The sequence below is a fragment of the Acinetobacter sp. LipI_23 genome (genome assembly GCF_058243045.1).
Genome location: NZ_JBZAYJ010000004.1, coordinates 14,513 through 37,353, shown reverse-complemented (window position 1 = coordinate 37,353; position 22,841 = coordinate 14,513). Strand labels below are relative to the sequence as shown.

At 36.9% G+C, this 22,841-nt stretch carries 20 protein-coding genes; all 20 read left to right on the top strand.

The window, feature by feature from the left end:
* Positions 1-337 precede the first annotated feature (337 nt).
* The 20 genes from AC4CVD_RS18260 to galE all read left to right on the top strand — a co-directional run bounded on the left by AC4CVD_RS18260 (position 338) and on the right by galE (position 22,829).
* Positions 338-1,606: an oligosaccharide flippase family protein gene (locus tag AC4CVD_RS18260; RefSeq protein ID WP_490753650.1), complete on the top strand. Its 1,269-nt coding sequence runs from the start codon at positions 338-340 to the stop codon at positions 1,604-1,606.
* A 10-nt stretch (positions 1,607-1,616) separates the two neighbouring features.
* Entirely contained in the window at positions 1,617-2,786 is a 1,170-nt protein-coding gene (locus tag AC4CVD_RS18255) for a nucleotide sugar dehydrogenase (protein WP_490753648.1), read from the top strand.
* Positions 2,786-3,925: a glycosyltransferase family protein gene (locus tag AC4CVD_RS18250; RefSeq protein ID WP_490753646.1), complete on the top strand. Its 1,140-nt coding sequence runs from the start codon at positions 2,786-2,788 to the stop codon at positions 3,923-3,925. Before AC4CVD_RS18255 ends, AC4CVD_RS18250 begins: the two co-directional genes overlap by 1 nt.
* On the top strand, positions 3,922-5,019 hold the full coding sequence (locus AC4CVD_RS18245) for an O-antigen ligase family protein (protein WP_490753645.1): 1,098 nt from the start codon (positions 3,922-3,924) through the stop codon (positions 5,017-5,019). The genes AC4CVD_RS18250 and AC4CVD_RS18245 overlap by 4 nt, the downstream gene beginning before the upstream one ends.
* Before the next feature lie 4 nt (positions 5,020-5,023).
* The gene (locus tag AC4CVD_RS18240) at positions 5,024-6,205 is read left to right on the top strand and encodes a glycosyltransferase (RefSeq protein WP_490753644.1); all 1,182 of its coding nucleotides are present in this window, start codon (positions 5,024-5,026) and stop codon (positions 6,203-6,205) included.
* Between the two features lie 10 nt (positions 6,206-6,215).
* A complete protein-coding gene (locus AC4CVD_RS18235) occupies positions 6,216-7,229 on the top strand; it encodes a glycosyltransferase (protein ID WP_490753643.1) in 1,014 nt (337 codons plus the stop codon).
* Between the two features lie 2 nt (positions 7,230-7,231).
* A complete protein-coding gene (locus AC4CVD_RS18230; RefSeq protein ID WP_490753641.1) occupies positions 7,232-8,269 on the top strand; it encodes a polysaccharide biosynthesis protein in 1,038 nt (345 codons plus the stop codon).
* A 2-nt stretch (positions 8,270-8,271) separates the two neighbouring features.
* Positions 8,272-9,384 carry a UDP-2-acetamido-2,6-beta-L-arabino-hexul-4-ose reductase gene (gene wbjC, locus AC4CVD_RS18225; protein ID WP_490753639.1) on the top strand — a complete coding sequence of 371 codons (1,113 nt, stop codon included), beginning with the start codon at positions 8,272-8,274 and terminating at the stop codon, positions 9,382-9,384.
* 11 nt (positions 9,385-9,395) lie between these two features.
* Complete coding sequence (gene wecB, locus AC4CVD_RS18220; protein WP_490753638.1) at positions 9,396-10,526, top strand: non-hydrolyzing UDP-N-acetylglucosamine 2-epimerase; 1,131 nt, start codon at positions 9,396-9,398, stop codon at positions 10,524-10,526.
* A gap of 71 nt (positions 10,527-10,597) precedes the next feature.
* Positions 10,598-11,734: a glycosyltransferase family 4 protein gene (locus tag AC4CVD_RS18215; protein ID WP_490753636.1), complete on the top strand. Its 1,137-nt coding sequence runs from the start codon at positions 10,598-10,600 to the stop codon at positions 11,732-11,734.
* 2 nt (positions 11,735-11,736) lie between these two features.
* Positions 11,737-12,354: a sugar transferase gene (locus AC4CVD_RS18210; protein ID WP_490753635.1), complete on the top strand. Its 618-nt coding sequence runs from the start codon at positions 11,737-11,739 to the stop codon at positions 12,352-12,354.
* Positions 12,351-12,902: a GNAT family N-acetyltransferase gene (locus AC4CVD_RS18205; protein ID WP_275975173.1), complete on the top strand. Its 552-nt coding sequence runs from the start codon at positions 12,351-12,353 to the stop codon at positions 12,900-12,902. Before AC4CVD_RS18210 ends, AC4CVD_RS18205 begins: the two co-directional genes overlap by 4 nt.
* Positions 12,899-13,786 (top strand): 1-aminocyclopropane-1-carboxylate deaminase/D-cysteine desulfhydrase, encoded by an 888-nt coding sequence (locus tag AC4CVD_RS18200; RefSeq protein ID WP_490753633.1) that lies wholly within the window; start codon positions 12,899-12,901, stop codon positions 13,784-13,786. Before AC4CVD_RS18205 ends, AC4CVD_RS18200 begins: the two co-directional genes overlap by 4 nt.
* A gap of 8 nt (positions 13,787-13,794) precedes the next feature.
* On the top strand, positions 13,795-14,802 hold the full coding sequence (locus AC4CVD_RS18195; RefSeq protein ID WP_484456927.1) for an ATP-grasp domain-containing protein: 1,008 nt from the start codon (positions 13,795-13,797) through the stop codon (positions 14,800-14,802).
* Positions 14,803-14,819: 17 nt separating this feature from the next.
* The gene (locus AC4CVD_RS18190; protein WP_490753632.1) at positions 14,820-15,995 is read left to right on the top strand and encodes a DegT/DnrJ/EryC1/StrS family aminotransferase; all 1,176 of its coding nucleotides are present in this window, start codon (positions 14,820-14,822) and stop codon (positions 15,993-15,995) included.
* Positions 15,996-16,108: 113 nt separating this feature from the next.
* Positions 16,109-17,983: a polysaccharide biosynthesis protein gene (locus tag AC4CVD_RS18185; protein ID WP_490753630.1), complete on the top strand. Its 1,875-nt coding sequence runs from the start codon at positions 16,109-16,111 to the stop codon at positions 17,981-17,983.
* A gap of 12 nt (positions 17,984-17,995) precedes the next feature.
* Positions 17,996-18,871, top strand: coding sequence for a UTP--glucose-1-phosphate uridylyltransferase GalU (gene galU / locus AC4CVD_RS18180; protein WP_490753629.1), 876 nt, complete (start codon positions 17,996-17,998; stop codon positions 18,869-18,871).
* Positions 18,872-18,896: 25 nt separating this feature from the next.
* Positions 18,897-20,153, top strand: a complete 1,257-nt coding sequence (locus AC4CVD_RS18175; RefSeq protein ID WP_490753628.1) for a nucleotide sugar dehydrogenase — start codon at positions 18,897-18,899, stop codon at positions 20,151-20,153.
* Positions 20,153-21,820 (top strand): glucose-6-phosphate isomerase, encoded by a 1,668-nt coding sequence (gene pgi / locus AC4CVD_RS18170; protein ID WP_490753627.1) that lies wholly within the window; start codon positions 20,153-20,155, stop codon positions 21,818-21,820. Before AC4CVD_RS18175 ends, pgi begins: the two co-directional genes overlap by 1 nt.
* Complete coding sequence (gene galE, locus AC4CVD_RS18165; protein WP_490753626.1) at positions 21,813-22,829, top strand: UDP-glucose 4-epimerase GalE; 1,017 nt, start codon at positions 21,813-21,815, stop codon at positions 22,827-22,829. Before pgi ends, galE begins: the two co-directional genes overlap by 8 nt.
* The last annotated feature ends 12 nt before the right edge of the window (positions 22,830-22,841 follow it).

Here is a 22,841-nt window from a genome sequence, read left to right as displayed (position 1 = left end):
AAAGCCTGTTCGCTCAATAAAATCTTTTCCAAGTCTTGTTTCATAAGTTTATTTAAATATTTTCTTATTTTTTTTGTTTTTTGGTGTTAAATCATAACGGAAAATTCATCTTTTTCTGCTAGTATGCGCACCGAAAGATTGAATCTTCATAAGTACAGTACATAAATAAGGCGTTGAAATGCTATCTATTGCAGATTTAGAGATTGCGGTGATTAGGTTGGACTATGTGCCTTCAGTCTTTGGTACGAGTGGTGAAAAAAAACTCATAATTTCAAAGTTAGATCGTACTTTTTGAAGTTTAGTTTTACTGAAATATAAGTAGTACTTGATCAAGCATATGAATATTTTATCTAAGAAAATTATCTCTAATTCACTTTGGATGATGATAGAAAAGTGCATCAGCATTTTTGGCCTTATCTTTGTCACTTCCTATGTAGCAAAATATATCGGCCCTACTAACTTTGGTAAAATAGCATTAGCAGCAACCTTATTTGGATTTGTGCAAACTTTAACTTGGTTTGGTAATCAGGAAATATTATTTAAACGAGTGAGTAAGAATCCGAACTCGGGATTGAAATATCTTTTTGGCACACAAAATTTAAGAAAGGTTCTATTTGTATTATGTGGGTTACCTATTTTATTGGGGTTATACTTTTATTCTGATCATTTGACATTGATTTTTGCAATGGCGACTGCGTTTTCAGCATATTTTATTACTCAGGATATTTATGCAATTTATAATAATGCAGTATTACATTCCTATATTAATGCAATTGCAAATATGATTGGATTGGGTGTTGCTTTATTGATTCGTTATCTGATTGTTCTATTTGAGCTGGATTATGCTTTTTTTGGGATTCCTATTGTTCTCACAGCAATTATTCCTTTTTTACTAAAGAAACATATTTTCAATAAATCTCAGCAGTTAAAGCCTATTAGTCTGAAACATTATAGGAAATATTATTTTGGTGCAGGTAGTGCTTTGGTATTATCTACACTAGCAGTTACTCTATACACTCAAGTTACAAGTTTAATGCTTGCCGCATTAACATCTACACGTGAATTAGGGGTTTATGCTGTAGCTGTGACATTAGGAATGTCTTGGGCATTTATAAATACGTCTATTATTACTTCAGTTTTAAGCAAAATATATATAGAAAAAAACAACTATCAATCATATTTGATGATTGCAAAATTAAATGCTGTGATAATACTTATTTCATTGGTAGTAGTAACTATGTTGGCTATTTCGGGACAATGGATTCTAAATCTACTTTATGGGACTGCTTATCAAGAGGCATATGAATTAATTATAATCTTAGGATTGGCTACTCTATGTAGTGGTTTAGGAACGATTTCTGCACGTTTTTTGGTAAAAGAAGAAAGCTACCGCTATATTTCAAGAAAAATGATGTGTGTTGCAATAAGTGCATTGCCAATATCTTATATTATGATTTATATATTTGGATTAAAAGGTGCAGCATATAGTGTACTAATAATTGAGTTTCTATCATTAACTTTTTTTAATTACTTTTATAAAAATGGTCTTATATTTAAGATACATTTTTTTCCATTTTTTAAACATTCATTAAAATTTAAGCATTAGGAAGAAGTAAGTGTTAAATATTACTGTTGTAGGTACTGGTTATGTTGGTTTATCTAATGCTGTATTATTTGCACGTCAGCATAAAGTAATTAGTATGGATATTGATGAAAGTCGTATCGCTTTAATTAATAAAAAAATATCACCTATTGCAGATGATTATATTGAGCGGGCATTTAAAGAAGATAATTTAAATCTGAAAGCTACGCTTGATAAGGTTCAGGCGTATGAGCAAGCAGATTATATTATTATTGCTACACCTACTAATTATGATTCCGAGACCAATTATTTCGATACATCTTCAATAGAAAGTGTAATTGCAGAGATCCTTCCACTGAATAGCACTGCAACCATTATTATAAAATCGACTATACCTGTTGGTTACACAGCTCAGATTAAATCCAAACTTAAAACAGAACAAATAGTATTTGTGCCGGAGTTTTTACGTGAAGGTAAAGCACTTTACGATAATTTATATCCATCACGAATTATTGTGGGTGAAAAGTCTGAACGTGCTGAAAAAATCGCTCAACTTTATTTGAATGCATCTGTTGAGCAAACCGCCTCTACATTATGTATGGAATCGACTGAGGCTGAAGCAGTTAAGTTGTTTTCAAATACGTATTTGGCAATGCGTGTGGCCTTTTTTAATGAGCTGGATACTTATTGTGCAAAGCACGGTCTTAGCAGTTTAGATATTGTAAGAGGTGTAAGTTTAGATCCACGTATTGGACAGCACTACAATAACCCGTCATTTGGTTATGGGGGATATTGTCTGCCAAAAGATACTAAACAGTTACTGGCAAATTATAAAGATGTGCCACAAAATCTGATTCAAGCAATTATTCAGTCAAATCAGACCCGTAAAAAATTCATTGTTAAAGAAATTTTAAAGAAAAGACCGAATGTGGTAGGGATATATCGCTTAACCATGAAAGCCGATTCTGACAATTTTCGTGATTCTGCAATTCAAGGCATAATTCATGAGTTGGAAGAATATAATGTTCAAGTTCAAATTTATGAACCTACCTTGAAACAAGAAAAATTTGGACGCTATGCTCTTCAAAATAATTTAGATGGCTTCTTGTTAAGTTCTGATGTAATTCTTGCTAACCGAATGAGCGATGAGTTGAAAACAACTTCACATAAAGTCTATACACGTGATTTGTTTGGGGAAAACTAATGACTGAAAATGCAATTGTAGTAATTACATATAATAGACTGGTTAGTTTGAAAAGATTAATAAAATCATTATTGTGCGCAGAATATTCAGGGGATCAAATTGATTTGATAGTGAGTATGGATTGCTCCGGAGACAGAGATTTAGAATTATATATAGAATCCATAACCTGGCCATTTGGTGAGATTGTTAAGATATTTCATGAAGAAAAGTTAGGGCTTAAAAAGCATGTTTTATTTTGTGGTAGTTTTACGAAAAAATATGAAAATTTGTATATTTTTGAAGATGATCTATATGTTTCAAAAGGGTTTTATGCATATGGTAAAGAAGCTATAGATTTTTATAAAGATGATGAGAGAATTGCAGGAATTTCTTTATATCAGTATGAATGGAATCAATATGCTAATTTACGCTTTGATTCTATTCATGATGAATATGATACCTATTTCTTACAAGTAGCCTCATCTTGGGGTCAAATTTGGAACAGAAAAAAATGGAATGCATTTATAGAGTGGATGCAAAATTATTGCGATGAAGACCTAAAAAATATTGAAGATTTACCTGCTGTTGTAAGTAGCTGGTCAAAAAACTCTTGGTTAAAATTTCATCATGCATATTTGGTGGTAGAGAATAAATATTTTGTGTACCCAAGAGTTGCTTTGTCGACAAACTTTTCTGAACCAGGTCAACATGCATTACTTGATTCAACTTATCAGGTAAATTTATTGCACGGGGTAAAAAATAATTATAGGTTCCCTACATTAGAAAATGGAATAAAATATGATGGTTATTTTGAAAATAAAGAAATTTTTATTAATGGATATGAAAATGTAACTGTTGATTTATATGGTACTAAGAAAATAAAAAGAGATTATTTTTTAAGTACTATAATATTACCTTACAAAGTTGAAAAAAGTTTTGCTTTACGCTTACGCCCATGGGAATTAAATATTATTAATGAAGCTTCTGGTGAGGGAGTGTATCTTTATAAAAAAGATAATAATAAATTAAGCTTTCTAAAATATAATTATTTAGAGGCACTTAGAAGAAGATATTTATTTAAAATAAATACAAGAAAAGGGTTATTTGTGATCTGGGTAAGTTTAATATTTGAGTCCTTGATGAGACGTTTAAAGAAATGAAAATTAATAAGATTAGTAAAGAGTTTATATTTGCTTTTATATTATTTTCAATAAATTTATTTACATTTCTAAAGCTTATATTTATTTCACTAACTATACCATTTTTGGTGAGATCAATTAAAAAGAGCTATGGTTTCTTGTTTTTCTTTTTAGGGTTGTTTATATATATATTAATAAGCTTTATAAAAGGATATATGGATGTTGTGAATTTAATTCCTTTTATTTTTATAGTTTTCTGTTACGCTTTAGGGTTATTAAATTTCTTTGATTCTTTTAAGATTTCTTTTTATTCAACAATAATGTTGAGCTCAATAGCAATAATATCAGTGTTTAAAGATATTATTTTGAATGGTTTTGTTGGTGGTATTAGGTCTATACCATTTTATTTTAGTGGTGAATTGGTTTCAGCTACGGTAATGGCAGGTTATCTTTGTTTAGGTTTTTCATTTATATCATTGTTATTTTTTAATACTAAAAATAAATCTTTAATATTATTATTTGTATTATTTAGTTTAATTTGTGCTATTCGTTTAGGGTCTAGAACACTGATTTTAATTGCTTTATTTGGTTTCATTTCCACAAGTGTAATTATATTTATGTGTAGAAGTAAAAAACAAAATAAATATAATTTTTTAATCATGTCGACTCTAATAATCTTATCTTTATTTTTCTATAAAAAAATAAGTGATATTTTAAATTATTATTTTTTAGATAGGATGGATAATGCAGATGCTAGTATTTCTGGAGGGGGGGGGAGATTTGAAAAATGGAGATTATCTTTAGAAAAAATTTATGAAAATCCTTGGGGGTGGCAGGGGGAATATTATGCTCATAATTTTTCTTTAGATATAGCAAAAAGTGTTGGAATTTTACCGGTCTTATTTTTTTTAATCTGGCAGATTTTAATATTATCTTATATACCAAAATTAATTTATTCTAACCTAGACACTAAATATAAGATTTATTTTATATTTAATATTTTATTTGGATTTTTTTTGCTTAATTTTGAGCCAATATTTGATGGTTTCTTATATTTTTTGGCTCTTTATTGTATTATTATTGGATCAATTAGTAATTTGAATTATAGGAAATAAAATAGTGAATATTATTTTTGTAGGTGGGCTTTTTCCAAGGGATTTCTATTCTAAATATATTGATAGTATTTCAAATGGCCTTCAAGTCGCTAGTGAAAACTTTCAAGCAAGTTTTATTGATGGTTTATTATCTAATCAATATAAAATTAAAATTATTTCAGCTCCTTTTTTCCCTTATTGCTCTAAAGATAGTAAAATAATGTATATAGAAGGTGGAGTGTGGAAATATAAGGAAAATGATTTTTATGGTGTTTCTTATCTAAATATTCCCTTTATAAAAAATCAATTAAAAATTAAAGGTTTAAAAAATTATATTAAAAAGAGCCTTTCAGGAGATTGTCAGAATATAATTTTTGTTTACTCAGCAAATTATGCTTATTTAAAGGCTGCTTTGGAGTTTGAAGGTCAAGCTACTATAGTGCCAATAATTACTGATTTACCTAAACATGTAAGTAGTTCTAATTTTGTTTATAATAAATATATTTCTATATTTGAAAATAATTTTTTTAAAAAAAATATAAATAAATTTGATGGGTATGTTTTTTTAACTAAATATGTTGCTGATTATTTAAAATTGGATCCGAGTAAATGCTTTGTTATGGAAGGTATATATACTCCTATTAAAATAGATAATAGTGAAAAAATAAAAAAAGAAAAGAATGTTGTTTTATATACTGGAACACTTAAAGATGTTTATGGGGTGAAGGATCTAATAGAATGCTTTAAATCAATTGAACATTATGAACTTTGGATTTGTGGGGATGGGGAGTTAAAAAACTATATTATTGAGTGTGGAATAAAGTATAAGAATATTAAATATTTGGGAATGCTTAATAAAGCTGAAATCATAAAAATTCAAAAAACAGCAAGTATTTTAATTAACCCGAGAAAGAATGAGCATGAATTGAATATGTACACCTTTCCTTCTAAAACAATGGAATACCTAGCTTCTGGCACACCTGTTCTAATGTATAATTTAAGTGGCATACCTGATGAATATCATAAGTATCTTAATTTTATTGACCCCCAAATAAGTCTAAAAGATAATATTATTAATTTTTTTGAAAGAGATCTTAATAAATTAAATGAGACCGCAAATGCAGCAAGGTCCTTTATTCTTAATGATAAAAACTCTACTAGACAAATTTATGAATTAATGGATTTTGTTGTTAATAAGTTAATCTAATGAGGAATGTATGATACTGCTAGATTCTGTTTTTATTAATAATGGTGGTGGGTTGGTTTTACTCAAGTATTTAGTTGAATATCTAGAAAAAGAGCTTAAAAATGTTTTTTATTTATTTGATAGGAGAGTTGAATGTTATTTTAAACATATTCCAGATTCACGTAAGAAATATATTGCCAACTCATTAATCGAGAGGCATTTTTTTTATAAAGTGAATAAAACAAAATTTGATCAAGTTCTTTGTTTTGGGAACTTGCCCCCCACTATTAGATTGAAATCTAAAGTTTTAGTATATTTTCATCAACTTCTCTTTTTAAATCTCCCTAAAGACTTTTCTTTGAAAAATAAGTGTATATATAAGTTTAAACAATTCATCCTCAATTTTACTAAAGAAAATGCTGATATATGGTTAGTGCAAAGCGAAAATGTTAAATTGAAAATCTCGAAAAAGTATTTATTGGAAAAAAATGAAAAAATTATAAAATTACCGTTTTATCCTAAGTTGGATTTCTCTAATTATATTATAGATAGAGCTAAATTTAGTTTTTTGTATGTTAGTAATAGCTCTCCTCATAAAAATCATTATAGGTTAATTGAATCTTTTTGTTTAGCTTATGATCAAGTACATAAAGGTAGTTTGGCAGTTACTGTACCAGATACAGATATAAATTTATGTAAGTATATTCAGCAGAAAATTGATTTAGGTTATCCTGTTAAAAATGTTGGTTTTATAGATAGGGAAAAACTAACCGAACTTTATTTAAGTCATGAATATTTTATATTTCCCTCATTGGCTGAAAGTTTTGGATTGGGGTTGGCTGAAGCTATAGATGGTGGTTGTAAAATAATAGCATCAGACCTGAGCTATACTTATGAAGTTTGTGAGCCTTCATTAGTTTTTGATCCTATTAGTATAGCTTCTATACAAGCTGCTATAGTAACTGCTATTAAAAATGAATTACCTTGCGCAAAGAAATTAATTGAAAATGATCTTTCAAAGATTATGCAACTTCTAGTGGACTAAATATGTATTTTACAAACAAGATTCTTCTCATCACAGGCGGTACCGGTTCCTTTGGTAATGCTGTTCTAAAACGCTTTTTAGAAACAGACATTAAAGAAATACGAATATTTAGTCGTGACGAAAAAAAGCAAGATGATATGCGTAAAAAGTACCAATCATCTAAGCTGAAATTCTATATTGGTGATGTGCGTGACTATAACAGCGTTTTAAATGCAACACGTGGTGTCGATTATATTTATCATGCTGCAGCTTTAAAACAAGTCCCTTCGTGTGAATTTCACCCCATGGAAGCGGTTAAAACCAATGTGATTGGTACAGAAAACGTTTTAGAAGCAGCCATTCAAAACCACGTAAAACGTATTGTATGTTTAAGTACAGATAAAGCAGTTTACCCAATCAATGCCATGGGTATTTCTAAAGCCATGATGGAAAAAGTCATTGTGGCGAAATCACGTAATCTTGAAGACTTGGATACTACCATTTGCTGTACGCGTTACGGTAACGTTATGGCATCGCGTGGTTCAGTGATTCCTTTGTTTGTTGATCAAATTCGTCAAGGGAAGCCTTTGACAATAACAGATCCAGATATGACACGTTTTATGATGACTTTGGATGATGCTGTCGACCTGGTGTTATATGCATTTGAGCATGGTGAAAACGGTGATATTTTCGTACAAAAAGCACCAGCAGCAACTATTCATGTTCTAGCACAAGCTTTAACTCAGTTATTAAATGTACCAGATCATCCAATTTCAATTATGGGTACGCGTCATGGTGAAAAGGCATTTGAAGCATTATTGAGCCGTGAAGAAATGGTAGTTGCCTTAGATCAAGGTTATTATTATCGTGTTCCAGCGGATCAGCGTGACCTCAACTACTCAAAATATGTTGAAGATGGCGACTTAAAAATTACTCAATATGAAGATTATAACTCCCACAATACCGAACGTTTAGATATTGAAGGTATGAAAAAACTTTTGCTCAAGCTAGAATTTATACGTGCCTTAACTCAAGGCCAATACATTGATCCTGAGGCTTAAATATGAAGATTCTAGTCACAGGTTCAAATGGCTTTATTGCAAAAAACTTGATTCAATTCCTGTCTGAAAAATCAGAAATCGAAGTTTTAAAATTTAACCGAGATTCTAGTTCAGAAGAATTAGAGCAATCTGTACTTGCTGCGGACTGGATTGTACATTTAGCAGGAATAAACCGCCCTTTAAATGAGCAAGAGTTTATTGAGGGAAATATTACGCTGACGCAAAAAATTGCAGATATTCTTAAGCGAGCAAAAAAGCAGACTCCTATTATTCTTTCTTCGTCTATTCACGCTGAACGTGATAATGCCTACGGTCAGAGTAAATTGGGTGGTGAACAGGCTTTATTGGAACTGCAGCAACAACAGAGCAATCCTGTTTATATTTGCCGCTTGGCCAATGTGTTTGGTAAATGGTCACGCCCAAACTACAATTCGGCTGTGGCGACATTCTGCTATAACACGGCGCATGATTTACCGATCCAGATTCATGATGAAAATGCGCTTATTCGCCTAGTCTATGTGGATGATGTCGTAGAGTCATTCTGGAATATTATTCAGGGTACACAGCAGGTAGAACAAGTTTTTGCCATACAACCTGAATATCAGATTAGTGTCGGTGAATTAGCGCGAACATTGAAAGGTTTTAAAGAGTCTCGCAATACCTTAATTACCGATCGTGTCGGAACAGGTTTAACTCGTGCACTTTATTCAACCTATTTAAGTTTCTTAAAGCCTGAACAATTTGACTATAGCGTACCTAAATATGGCGACCAGCGAGGAGTATTTGTTGAAATGCTGAAAACGCCCGATGCAGGGCAGTTCTCCTACTTTACTGCACATCCGGGGATTACGCGTGGTGGCCATTATCATCACACCAAAACAGAAAAATTCTTGGTGATTAAAGGCCAGGCATTATTTAAGTTTAAGCATGTAGTGACAGGTGAGTTCTATGAACTTGAAACGTGTGGTGATGAGCCGCGAATTGTAGAAACTGTACCAGGCTGGACACATGATATTACCAATATTGGTGATGATGAAATGGTAGTCATGTTATGGGCAAATGAAATTTTTGACCGTGAAAAACCAGATACTTATGCCATGCCACTAACACATTAAGAGTTAAGATTGTGAAGAAATTAAAATTAATGACCGTTGTTGGAACGCGTCCTGAAATTATTCGTTTATCACGTGTTATGTCTGCATGTGATCAATATTTTGATCATGTTCTGGTACATACCGGTCAAAACTATGATTATGAACTCAATGAAATTTTCTTTACCGATTTGGGTATTCGTAAACCTGACCATTTTTTAAATGCTGCTGGTGCAACAGGTGCAGAAACGATTGGTAATGTGATTATTGCTGTAGATAAAGTATTAGAAGAAGTGCAACCAGAAGCATTACTTGTGTTGGGCGATACCAATAGCTGTATGGCGGTCATTCCTGCTAAGCGTCGTAAGATTCCCACCTTCCATATGGAAGCGGGAAATCGTTGTTTTGATATGCGTGTGCCAGAAGAAATTAACCGTCGTATTGTCGATCACACTGCTGATATCAATTTAACCTATAGCACAATTGCCCGTGATTATTTACTTGCTGAAGGCTTGCCAGCAGATCAAGTGATTAAAACGGGCAGTCCGATGTTTGAAGTGCTACATCACTACAAAGCCAAAATTGAAGCTTCAGATGTATTAGAGCGTTTAGGTTTAAAAGAGCATCAATATTTTATTGTCAGCGCGCATCGTGAAGAAAATATTAACTCAGACCAAAACTTTCTAGACCTGGTCGAAATGCTCAATGCAGTTGCCGAAAAATATCAATATTCTGTCATTGTTTCAACACATCCACGTACTCGTAAACGTATTGAAGAGCTGAATATTGAATTTCATCCACTCATTCAATTATTAAAGCCACTCGGTTTTAGTGACTACAACAAATTGCAACTTTCTGCAAAAGCAACGTTGTCGGATAGTGGCACCATTAATGAAGAATCTTCTATTCTGAATTTTCCTGCTTTGAACTTGCGTCAGGCACATGAACGTCCTGAAGGTATGGAAGAAGCTGCCGTGATGATGGTGGGTTTAACTGCAGAGCGGATTTTACAAGGTTTAGAGATTTTAGATCATCAACCACGTGGTGAAGAAAGATTACTACGTTTAGTCGCTGACTATAGTATGCCAAACGTCAGTGAGAAGGTCGCACGTATAGTTCTAAGCTATACCGACTATGTGAATCGTGTGGTGTGGAAAAAGTACTAATGAGAATTTTGTATATCACTCAGTTCTTTAATCCTGAACCATCATTTAAAGGTCTTAAGTTCGCGAAGGACATGCAAAAGTATGGTCATGAATTTGAAGTGCTTACAGGTTTTCCAAACTATCCAGAAGGGAAAATATATACTGGTTATAAATTAAAACCATATCAGCATGAAGTATTAGAAGGTATTGCTGTACACCGTGTCTGGATATATCCGGATCACAGTGCGTCAGTACTTAAACGTATAGCAAATTATATCAGTTTTTTTATAACTGCATTAATTGCCGGTTTGTTTATGGCTAGAAAATTTGATGCGATTCATGTTGCTGCTACTCCTTTAAATATAGGATTAGTTGGAGTGATTTTGGGAAAAATTTTTAACAAACCTGTATTGAGTGATATACAAGACATATGGCCTGATTCTCTAGCTGCGACAGGGATGTTAAAAAACCCTAAAGCTTTAAAATTTATATCTTATTTCTGTAACTGGTCTTATCGTAATTCTAAAAAAATTACTGTGATATCGAAAGGTTTTAGAGATTTATTAATTCAGCGTGGTGTTCCAGAAAATAAGATTGAAATTATCTATAATTGGTCCGGGTTAGAGGGAGTATTACCTACTGGTAATCATCAACTCAAATATGTTGAAAATATTTTCAATGTAACATTTGCTGGGAATATGGGTAAAGCTCAAGATTTAACTAACGTAATTTTGGCTGCAGAATTACTGAGCAAAGAACATCCTGAAATTATCTTTAATTTTATTGGAGATGGTATTGAAAAGCAGAATTTAGTCGATTTGGTCACCAAGAAAAATTTAAAGAATGTAGTTTTCTATGATCGTGTAAAAAGTTCAGAAGTTATAGGCTATTTGGAAGAATCAGATTGTCTCTTAATCAGCTTAAAAAAAGATCCCCTATTTGAAATTACAGTACCTTCAAAAACTCAAGCCTATTTGTCTTTGGGAAGACCTATCGTGAGTACAGTTTTAGGTAATGCAGCAGATTTAGTAGAGAAGGCTGAAGCAGGCTATGTTATAGAGCCTTCAAATCCAATTAAACTGGCAGAGGTAATTATTAAGTTATCAGAGTTAAGTAAGCTAGAGCTAGAGAAAAAAGGGTTAAGTGCAAAGAATTTCTATGAAAAAAACCTTTCAAGACAAGCTAGTTTAAATAAATTTTCTGATACTTTTAATGCAATGAAGGATTAAGAATGATTTATAAATTTTTTTTTAAAAGACTATTGGATCTAATTGCTTCAACACTTGTATTTATTTTATTAAGTCCAGTTTTTCTAGTGGTCATGATTTTACTAAGTTTAGCGAATAAAGGTTCTCCTTTTTTTTCCCAACAACGTCCAGGAAAAAATGAGAAAATATTTAGCATCATTAAGTTTAAAACGATGAATGATGCTAAAGATGATCAAGGTAATCTTTTACCTGATGCTCAAAGGCTAACTAAGATTGGTAGTTTTATTAGAAAAACTTCACTTGATGAAATGCCTCAATTAATTAATGTGATTAAAGGGGATATGTCATTAATTGGACCTAGGCCTCTATTTGTAAGATACCTACCGTATTATACAAATAGAGAAGCACTACGTCATAGTGTAAGACCCGGTATAACTGGATTAGCCCAAGTCAATGGTAGAAACTTTTTAGACTGGAATAGTCGTTTAGAACTGGATGCTCAATATGTGGAGAATATTAGTTTTATTAATGATATAAAAATTGCGTTATTAACTATTAAAAATGTTATAGCTAGAAAGGATATTGCAGTAATTCCGGGAGCTATTGGCAAACCTTTAGATATGGAGCGATCCAAAAAATGAAATTTCGCCTACTAAATGAAAAAGACTTACTTTTACGGGTCAAATGGATGAATGATGTACGAATTTATTCTACTATGCATTTCAAACCACCTATTTTAATGGAAGATACCATTCAGTGGTTTAATATTAATAAAGAAAATAGTCAACGTGAAGATTTTGTTTTCGAGACATTGGATGGCGATGTATTAAGTATGTCGGGTTTAACTGGACTAGATACTGATATTTTGAAAATGGAGTCTTACATTTTTGTTGACCCAGATACCAAAGCAAAAGGCCTAGGTAAGAAAACATTATTTTTACAATGTGTTTATGCTTTTGAAATTCTAAAAATAAATAAAATCTATGCTTATATTGATTCAGATAATTTTGCATCCCAAAGATTATATACTAAAATTGGATTTAAAAAAGAAGGTATATTACGTAATGAAACTAGAAGAGAAAATGGTTTTATAGATCGTTATTATTATGGTTGTTTCATAGGTGATCTAGATAAAAGTTTATTTCAATATCAGGTTAATTATGACTGTAAAGAGATTATACTTTTATGATTATTTATCAAGAAATCTATCAAGCAGAGATTAATCAAAACATCACTATTATTCGGGATGATTTGTATCCATTCTTAGGTGGTGGTAATAAAGGTCGCAAAATTGATAGTATTGGCCAAGAAATTTTAGATAATTCATATAGTGCTGTAGTAACAACTGGTGGTATACAATCGAACCATTGCCGAGCAACTGCTGTTTTTTGCGCGCAACATCATTTGCAATGTACATTAGTGTTACATGGTGATAAAGAAAAATTTTTAAAAGAATCTGGTAACGCAAAAATAATGCGAATGTCAGGTGCAAAGATTATTTTTGTTGAACAATCTGTAGATATAGGTCCAATAATGGATCAGTCGATGCAGCAATATCATAATTTAGCTTTAAAACCTTATTATTTATGGGGTGGTGGTCATAATCTCCAAGGCGGTAAAGCTTATATTGATGCTGTCACTCAATTGGATCAGCAGTTAGAAATAGATTATTTATTCGTTGCTTGTGGTACCGGTTCTACCCAGGCAGGAATAATGGCGGGTTTGTCGAAAAAAAATATGCCTTGTAAAGTAATTGGTATATCTGTTGCGAGAAATCAGCAATCTGCACAAGAACATGTATCTAATTTTTATAATCAGCTTTGTGAAAGTTTTTCTATTCAGAGACAACATGAAACTATTGTCTTGGATGATTATTTGTGTGGTGGTTATGAACAGTATAATGATGAATTGAAAAAATTATCTGCTAATTCAATTCGTGATTATGGCTTCGCGTTGGATACAACTTATAGTGGCAAAGCATTCTTGGGTATGCAGCAGTACGTATTAAAGCACAATCTGCAAGGTAATATCCTGTTTTGGCATACTGGTGGAATTTTTAATTTTTTGGCTTAAATTAACTTATGAATATTTTATTTACATGTGCTGGACGTCGTAATTATCTCATTAATTATTGTAAGCAAGCATTAAATGGTCAAGGTATAGTCTTGGCTACCGATATGAGTAAACTTGCTCCAGCAATGTCTGATGCAGATATTAGCTTACTTGTTCCTTCTATTTATAGTGAGGATTATATTCCAGAATTATTTAGTATTGTTAAAGAGTATCATATCAATGCGATTATATCTTTAAATGATCTTGAATTACCTATTCTGGCTCATCATAAACAAGCCTTTGCTGATCTGGGCGCAAAAATTATTGTATCAGATAGTTCGGTAATTGATATTTGCTTTGATAAAATTAAAACGCGTGATTTTTTAACTTCTATTGGTCTTAATACCCCCCAGACGTTTACTAATTATAATCAAGCATTACAGGCGATTAAAGAAGGTCAATTAACTTTTCCACTTGTTTTAAAACCACGGTGGGGCAGTGCTTCAATTGGAATCGAATTTCCGGAAAGTCTTGAAGAGTTTGAATTAGCTTATAAGCTGCTAATGATTAAATTAAAGAACACAATTCTATTTGAGGCGAGTAAGAACGAATTAGATGCAGCCATCTTGATTCAACAGAAATTGAATGGACCAGAATATGGCATGGATATCGTAAATGACTTGGATCAAGAATATTTTACGACAGTAGTACGTAAAAAACTTTCTATGCGGGCTGGAGAAACAGATAAAGCGGTTTCTGTTATTGACCAGCGTTTTTCAGATATTGGCGAAAAAATATCAACTAATTTAAAACATATTGGTAATTTAGATTGTGATGTGTTCGAGCAGGATGGTGAGTTGTATGTGCTTGAATTGAATCCACGTTTCGGTGGTGGATATCCTTTTTCACATGAAGCCGGTATGAATACTATTCAGGCCTATTTAGCTTGGTTAGCTGGTGAAAAACTAGAGAGTTCTTTTAATCAATATAAAGCTGATCTCGTATTTTCTAAGTGTGATCGTCTTATTCGTATTTAATTTTTAGGGAATACAACATGCTAAATACTGCATTTGAACCATGGCCAAGTTTTACTCAGGAAGAAGCGGATGCAGTTTCCCGGGTTTTGTTGTCGAATAAAGTCAACTACTGGACCGGACAGGAATGCCGCGAGTTCGAAAAAGAATTTGCCCGGTTCGCAGAAACCCGGTATGCAGTGGCATTGGCCAATGGAACTGTAGCACTTGATGTCGCATTGAAGGCATTAGGTATTGGCGCAGGGGATGATGTGATTGTTACCTCACGTACCTTTCTGGCCTCGGCCAGCTCCATTGTAACAGCTGGGGCAAACCCGGTCTTTGCCGATGTTGAACTGGGCTCCCAAAATATCTCCCGCCGTACCATTGAAGCGGTGATCACACCCAATACCAAGGCCATTATCTGTGTACATCTGGCAGGCTGGATGTGCGACATGGACCCGATCATGCAGCTGGCTTCCGCTAAAGGCCTGTATGTGATCGAAGACTGTGCACAGGCGCATGGAGCAAAATATAAAGGTAAATCTGCCGGCTCAATCGGTCATGTTGCGGCCTGGTCCTTCTGCCAGGACAAGATTATGACGACAGGCGGTGAAGGCGGCATGGTGACCACCAATGATGAAACCCTGTGGAAAAAAATGTGGTCCTATAAAGATCATGGCAAAAACTTTGACAGTATCTATAACAAGCAGCATCCACCGGGTTTCCGCTGGCTGCATGACTCCTTTGGCACCAACTGGCGCATGATGGAAATGCAGGGTGTGATCGGACGTCTCCAGCTGAAAAAAATGCCGGAATGGACTGCAAAACGCCTTGCCAATATGGAAAAAATTTATGCGGCATTTGCAGATAGTCCATATTTTAGCGTACATCGTCCATCCGATGATTATGTGCATGCTGCCTATAAATGTTATGTGCAGGTCAATATCGATGTTTTGCCTGAAGGCTGGTCACGTGACCGGATCATGCAGGAAATCAGTGCGCAGAATGTGCCTTGTTTCAGTGGCTCCTGTTCAGAAGTTTATCTCGAGCATGCTTTTGATGATACGCCATGGCGTCCAGCACAGCGTTTGAAAAATGCGCAGCAATTGGGTGAAACCAGTCTGATGTTTTTAGTTCATCCTACTTTAAGTGATAACAGTATGAATAAAACAGTTATGGCAATTCAGCACGTTATTGCTAGAATAGTTAATTAAATTTTTGCAAGATAAATGCGCCAAATTTAGTGCATTTATCTATAAAATATTACTTTAAATCCTGAATAGAATTGTAATTCATTAAAACATATTAAAATGAGACGGCACATCTTGTGAAATCGATCATTATTCCCTTTGTAGAGTCACCACGAGCATTAAAACTCGCCTTTTTAATTTTTTTTGATTTCTGTACTTTTCCCGTTCTGATCTGGCTTTGTTACGCCATTCGCCAATTTGATCTCGGGGCAGATGTGGTACCGAATCTGGCTCTTGGTACGCTCTGGGTCAGCGTAATTGCAGTAGCCTCACTTTTTATCTGTGGGGTGTATCGCTTTATTGTCCGTACGTATAATGAAGTGTTTATGATCAAGATGGGACTGGCGACTGCATTGACGGTCGCTGGTCTTTATGCCCTGGCTTATTTTACCCCGGCATTTATTCCGACCTCTATTCCACTCATGTTTGGCTTTATGATGTTTGCCTGGATCTGGTTTAGCCGCGGCATCATCCGTTTTATTATCCGTTCCTATTTGCAGGCCGACGTGCAGAAAAAACGCATCGCAATTTATGGCGCGGGTCATGCCGGTCAACAGGTTGCTGCTGCCTTGTATCGCTCCAATGAACATTTGCCGGTCATGTTTATTGACGATAAACGCTCGTTAAGCGGACAGCAGATAGGCCGACTCAAAGTCTATGATGCCCAGGCCGCCTTAAAAATCATGCGCAAGCAAAAAATTGATGAAATTCTGATTGCCTTGCCTTCTGTAGGGCGAGTCCGTAAAAGTGAAATCATCAAGTTTTTAGAGCCGGCACATTTAAAAATTACCGAGATTCCGGGGCTGACCAAACTGGTGGATGGTCAAATCCGGATTTCTGATATTCAGGAAGTGGATATTATCGACTTGCTGGGGCGTGATCCGGTGCCGCCAGTGCCGGAGCTGCTGGCCAGAAACATTAAAGATAAAGTGGTGATGGTGACAGGTGCTGGCGGGTCGATTGGTTCAGAGCTGTGCCGCCAGATCATTAAAAACCAACCGGCCAAACTGGTTATTTATGAACTGACTGAATTTGCGCTGTATAGTATTGAAAAAGAGTTACGCCTCACTGCCAGCTGTGAAATTATTCCGATTCTGGGCTCTGTGCTGGATGAATCCAAGCTGGAACGGGTGATTGAACAATATGGTGTACAGACTGTTTATCATGCTGCCGCCTATAAACATGTCCCGCTGGTAGAGTGTAATCCTCTGGCAGGGTTGAAAAACAATGCCGTCGGAACCGCCTTTAGTGTGAATGCTGCGGTAAAAAAAGGCGTCGAAACCTTTGTGTTAATTTCAACCGATAAGGCCGTACGTCCCACCAATGTGATGGGAGCGACCAAGCGTATGGCAGAGCTGTATTGTCAGGCCATGGCAGAAGCCCAGAACCAGACCCAGATCAGTATTGTGCGCTTTGGCAATGTACTCGGTTCTTCGGGCTCGGTGGTGCCGCTGTTTAAACAGCAAATTGCCAAAGGTGGTCCGATTACTGTGACTGATCCAGAAGTGACCCGGTTCTTTATGACCATTCCGGAAGCCTCACAACTGGTAATTCAGGCGGGTGCTTTGGGTACAGGAGGCGACGTGTTCCTGCTGGATATGGGCGAGCCAGTACGGATTCAGGATCTGGCTCGTCAAATGATTGCCCTTAGCGGACTCAAAGTCAGAGATAATAAAGACCCGAATGGCGATATTGAAATTCAATATACTGGATTACGTCCAGGTGAAAAACTTTATGAAGAGCTGCTGATTGACGAAGAAAATACAGAAATTACTGCGCATACGCGTATTCTACGATCTGTCGAAAAACATTATCCATTGGCAGAAATTCTGGCAGTATTTAACCGTATACATGAACTTACCGCGACTCAAGCTGATATTGAATGGGCACTGGCACAACTGGAATATTATGTCGACGGTTATGTACGCGGTAACGAAATTAAAGTGAACTAGGTTTTTATAGATATGATTAAGAAAGCAATTCTCCCTGTGGCTGGTTTAGGTACGCGTTTCTTACCTGCCAGTAAATCTATTCCCAAAGAGATGGTGACTGTCGTGGATCGCCCTGCGATTGAATATGTGGTACGTGAAGCAGTTGCTGCCGGGATTGAGCAGATTATTCTGGTGACCCATTCTTCCAAAGCATCGATTGAAAATTATTTTGATCGTAACTTTGAGCTTGAAACCACGCTTGAGCAAAAAAACAAAACCGATTTACTCAAAGAAATTACTGAAATTCTGCCTAGCGGTGTGAGTATTATTAGTGTACGTCAACCGCAGCCTTTGGGCTTGGGTCATGCGGTACTGTGTGCCAAAGCCGTGATTGGCGATGAAGATTTTGCAGTATTATTACCAGATGTGCTGGTCAAGGATCAGGATCCGGAAAATGATTTGTCTCGCATGATTCAACGCTATGACGCGTCTCAAGCAGCACAAATTATGGTTGAAGCGGTGCCTCAACATCTGGTGGACCAGTATGGGATTGTCGATGTGGCCGCATCTCCGGCTGAAGGCGAAAGTATTGTCATGCAAGGGATCGTCGAGAAACCGGCAGTCGGCACTGCACCATCGAATCTGTCTGTGGTTGGACGTTATGTCCTGCCGGCAAAAATCATGCAGCTTCTGGAACAGACACCACGCGGGGCAGGCAATGAAATTCAGCTCACCGATGCAATTGCCATGTTACAGCAGACTGAAGCAGTGGAAGCTTATCGCATGAAAGGTCAAACTTTTGACTGTGGCAACAAGCTCGGCTATCTTAAAGCTGTATTACATTATGGGGTTGATCATCCCAAGCTCGGTCACGAGTTTAAAGCGTTGATCCAAGAACTCGCTTTATAATAAAAAATAATAACAAAGGAATACTATGAAAGTCGCAGTACTGGGGAAAACCTTATTTTCTGGGGTCATTTCGGCCCTTTTGTCTGAATGTGGTCATCAGGTAGTGTGGTGTAACAGCTTCAGTGCAGATGAGCCGGCCCGGACTTATTTTCAGGATGAATCCTTGCAGTCATTGCTGCACAAACAGGAAAAATCCGGTTTTTTAAACTGTTGTGATTTTCAGCATCTGGATTTTAATCAGGATGTTTTTTTCTTTAGTTTTAACGCCACCGAAGAGCAGCAGGCATTTCAGATGCTGGATACCCTTCGGCATGCCTGTTTTGCTCATCCCAAGCTGATGATTAATGCTTCGACGTTTGGCTTGCATGGCACCCAACGTTTTCAGCAACTGCTGCCGAATGATGACTGGATTTATCTGCCCGATATTATTCAGGAAGGTAATGCCCTGCGTAGTTTTGTTCAGGCCGCCCAGCTGATCGTGGGTTGTGATCATGCAGATGCACAGGCTAAAATCAGAGAGCTGTTACGCCCCTTGTTTCCGCGTGCGCAGCAGTATCTGTTTATGCCGGTACTGGATGCCGAATTTACCAAACTCAGTATTTCCGGCATGCTGGCCACCCGGATCAGTTATATGAATGATCTGGCCAGCGTGGCAGAAAAACTCGGGATTGATATTGAACAGGTACGCCAAGGCATGGCTGCGGATAACCGGATTGGTTCTGCCTATTTGTTTCCAGGAGTCGGTTTTGGTGGAGAGAACTTCTCGCATGATATCCGCACCTTAACGCATGCGGTAGCAGATTCGGGGGTGAAAAACCAGTTACTGGAACAGGTCTGGGAGATTAACGAACAACAAAAAGAATTATTGTTCCGCAAACTATGGAATTATTTCCGTGGCGATTTACAGGGAAAAGTGGTGGCGATTTGGGGTGCAGCCTTTAAAGAAAATACCCCGAGCATCCAGCAATCTCCAGTGCATGCCATGCTCACTGCATTATGGGCGCAAGGGGTGACGGTCAAACTGCATGATCCGCAAGCATTGGCCAATATTAAAAAAGTCTATGGGACACGGCAGGATCTAATCCTGTGTGAAGATCAATATCAGGCAGTTGAAGGTGCAGATGCCTTATGTTTGATGACTGCCTGGAAACAGTATGGTAGTCCAGATTATCCACACCTCATTAAACTGATGCAGCATCCCCTGATTTTGGATGGGCGTAATCTGTATGATCCGGCCTATATCAAGGCGCGTGGTTTTAATTATATTGGGGTGGGACGTTAATGTTAAGTCAGCTTAAACCAGATCTAAATACTGAAACTGTGTGTCAAAAACTCGCCTCGAGCAAAGAACAACTTGATGCGGTGCATCTACGAGAACTGTTTGCCGCAGACCCCCAGCGTTTTAACAAATATTCAATTCAGTTTGAACAGCTGGTCTTCGATTATAGTAAACACAGAATGAACAGTGCGGTGATGCAGGACCTGATTGAATGGGCAGATGCACAAAATTTAAGATCCTGGATCGGGTCTTTATTTTCAAACCAGGACATTAATTATACCGAGCAACGTGCTGCCATGCATTGGGCATTACGCTTGCCAGCACAGGATCAGCAGCATGCGGATCTGGCCGCTGATGTGCATGCTCAACTTGAGCGCATGTATGCCTTGGTCGAGCAAATCCATGCCGGGCAGCGTCGTGGCGCCACCGGTGAAGTGATTCAGGATGTGGTCAATATCGGGGTGGGCGGATCAGATCTTGGCCCTCTAATGGTCACCCATGCCTTATCGGATTTTAAATACCAGTCTGCCCAGCCACTCAGTGTGCATTTTGTCTCGACCATGGATGGCAGTCAGCTGTCCGAGTTGTTGCATCAACTGCGTCCGGAAACCACGCTATTTATTATTTCGTCCAAATCCTTCGGTACCATTGATACCCTGACCAATGCCCAGACGGTACGCTTATGGCTGGAAAAGGCCTTAGGTCAACATCCTTATATTCTCAAGCATCATTTTATTGGAGTATCAACCAAGCCGGAAAAAATGACCGCATGGGGCATTGCGCCAGAAAACCAGTTGCTGCTCTGGGACTGGGTGGGTGGGCGTTATTCACTCTGGTCCTGTATCGGATTACCTATTGCGTTGAGCATCGGGGTAGAGGGTTTCAAGCAGTTGCTGGCCGGTGCTTATGCGATTGATCAGCATTTCCAGTACCAGCCTTTTGAGCGTAACATTCCGGTGCTGATGGGACTGTTGGGAGCATGGAATACCAATTTTCTGGATATTCAGACCCATGCAATTCTGCCTTATGATGGTCGGTTGAAATACTTTGCATCTTACTTGCAACAGCTGGAAATGGAATCCAACGGTAAGTCGATCCAGCGTAATGGCGAAAAAGTCCAATTCGATACCTGCCCGATCATCTGGGGCGAAGTGGGTCCGAATGCCCAGCATGCCTTCTATCAGCTCTTGCATCAGGGTACCCAGTCAGTCAGCTGTGATTTTATTGCGCCGGTAGAGCGTTATAACAGCCAGCAATATACTTATGCAGATAGTGCCGAAGCATTGGTCGAACAACATCATTTGGCCTTATCCAACTGTCTGGCGCAATCGCGTTTACTGGCTTTTGGCAATGAGGCACTAGATCAAACTGAATTGGCGAGCTTGCCGGCCTATAAGCAATATGAAGGTAATCAACCGAGTACCACGCTATTGATGCAAGAGTTGAATCCTTATAGCTTGGGCATGCTCATTGCACTCTATGAACATAAGGTATTTGTCCAATCCGTGTTGTGGAACATTAACCCATTCGATCAGTGGGGCGTAGAAAAGGGTAAAGAAATTGCCAACCAGCTATTGCCGATACTGAATGGTGAACAGACTGACTTGAGTGGTCTGGATGGTTCAACCCAAGGCTTAATTAACATTTTATTAGGAAAGTCACATGGCTAAAATTTTGGTCACCGGTGGAGCCGGCTATATTGGTTCACATACTTGTGTAGAATTATTAAATGCCGGACATGAAGTGATCGTGCTGGATAATCTGTGCAATAGTTCCTCTGAATCCTTAAGCCGGGTAGAAAAGCTGACCCAGAAAAGCCTGAAGTTTATTGAAGGCGATATCCGCGATAGCCAGTTACTGGATCAGGTCTTTCAGCAAAATTCGATTGATGCAGTGATTCATTTTGCCGGACTGAAAGCGGTAGGTGAAAGCCAGCAGATTCCTCTGGCTTATTTTGATAACAATATTGCCGGCTCGATCAGTCTGGTACAGGCGATGCAGCGTGCACAGGTGTTCAAACTGGTATTCAGTTCTTCGGCCACTGTTTATGGTGAAAATAATCCTTCACCTTTAAATGAAGAAATGCCTACAGGAATGCCAACAAATAACTACGGCTATACCAAGTTGATTGTTGAACAGTTATTACAAAAACTATCGATCTCGGATGAACGCTGGTCGATTGCGTTATTGCGTTATTTCAATCCAGTCGGTGCACATAAGAGTGGGCAAATTGGTGAAGATCCGCAAGGGATTCCAAACAATTTAATGCCATTTGTGACCCAGGTTGCGGTGGGCCGTCGTGAAAAGCTGTCTATTTTTGGTCATGATTATGACACGGTGGATGGTACCGGCGTGCGTGATTATATTCATGTTGTGGATCTGGCCAATGCACATCTGTGTGCTTTGAATAACCGTCTGACGACACAAGGTTGTCGTGCCTGGAATATTGGTACCGGCAATGGCATTTCAGTGCTGCAAGTGAAAAATACCTTTGAGCAGGTCAATGGCGTTGCTATTCCATTTGAGTTGGTGCCTCGTCGTGAAGGTGATGTGGCAACCTGTTTTGCAGATAATACCCGTGCAGTACAAGAGTTGGGCTGGACACCACAATATGGCTTGGAAGATATGCTGGCAGATAGTTGGAACTGGCAGAAGCAGAATCCGAATGGCTATCACTAAAATGCTTGAAGT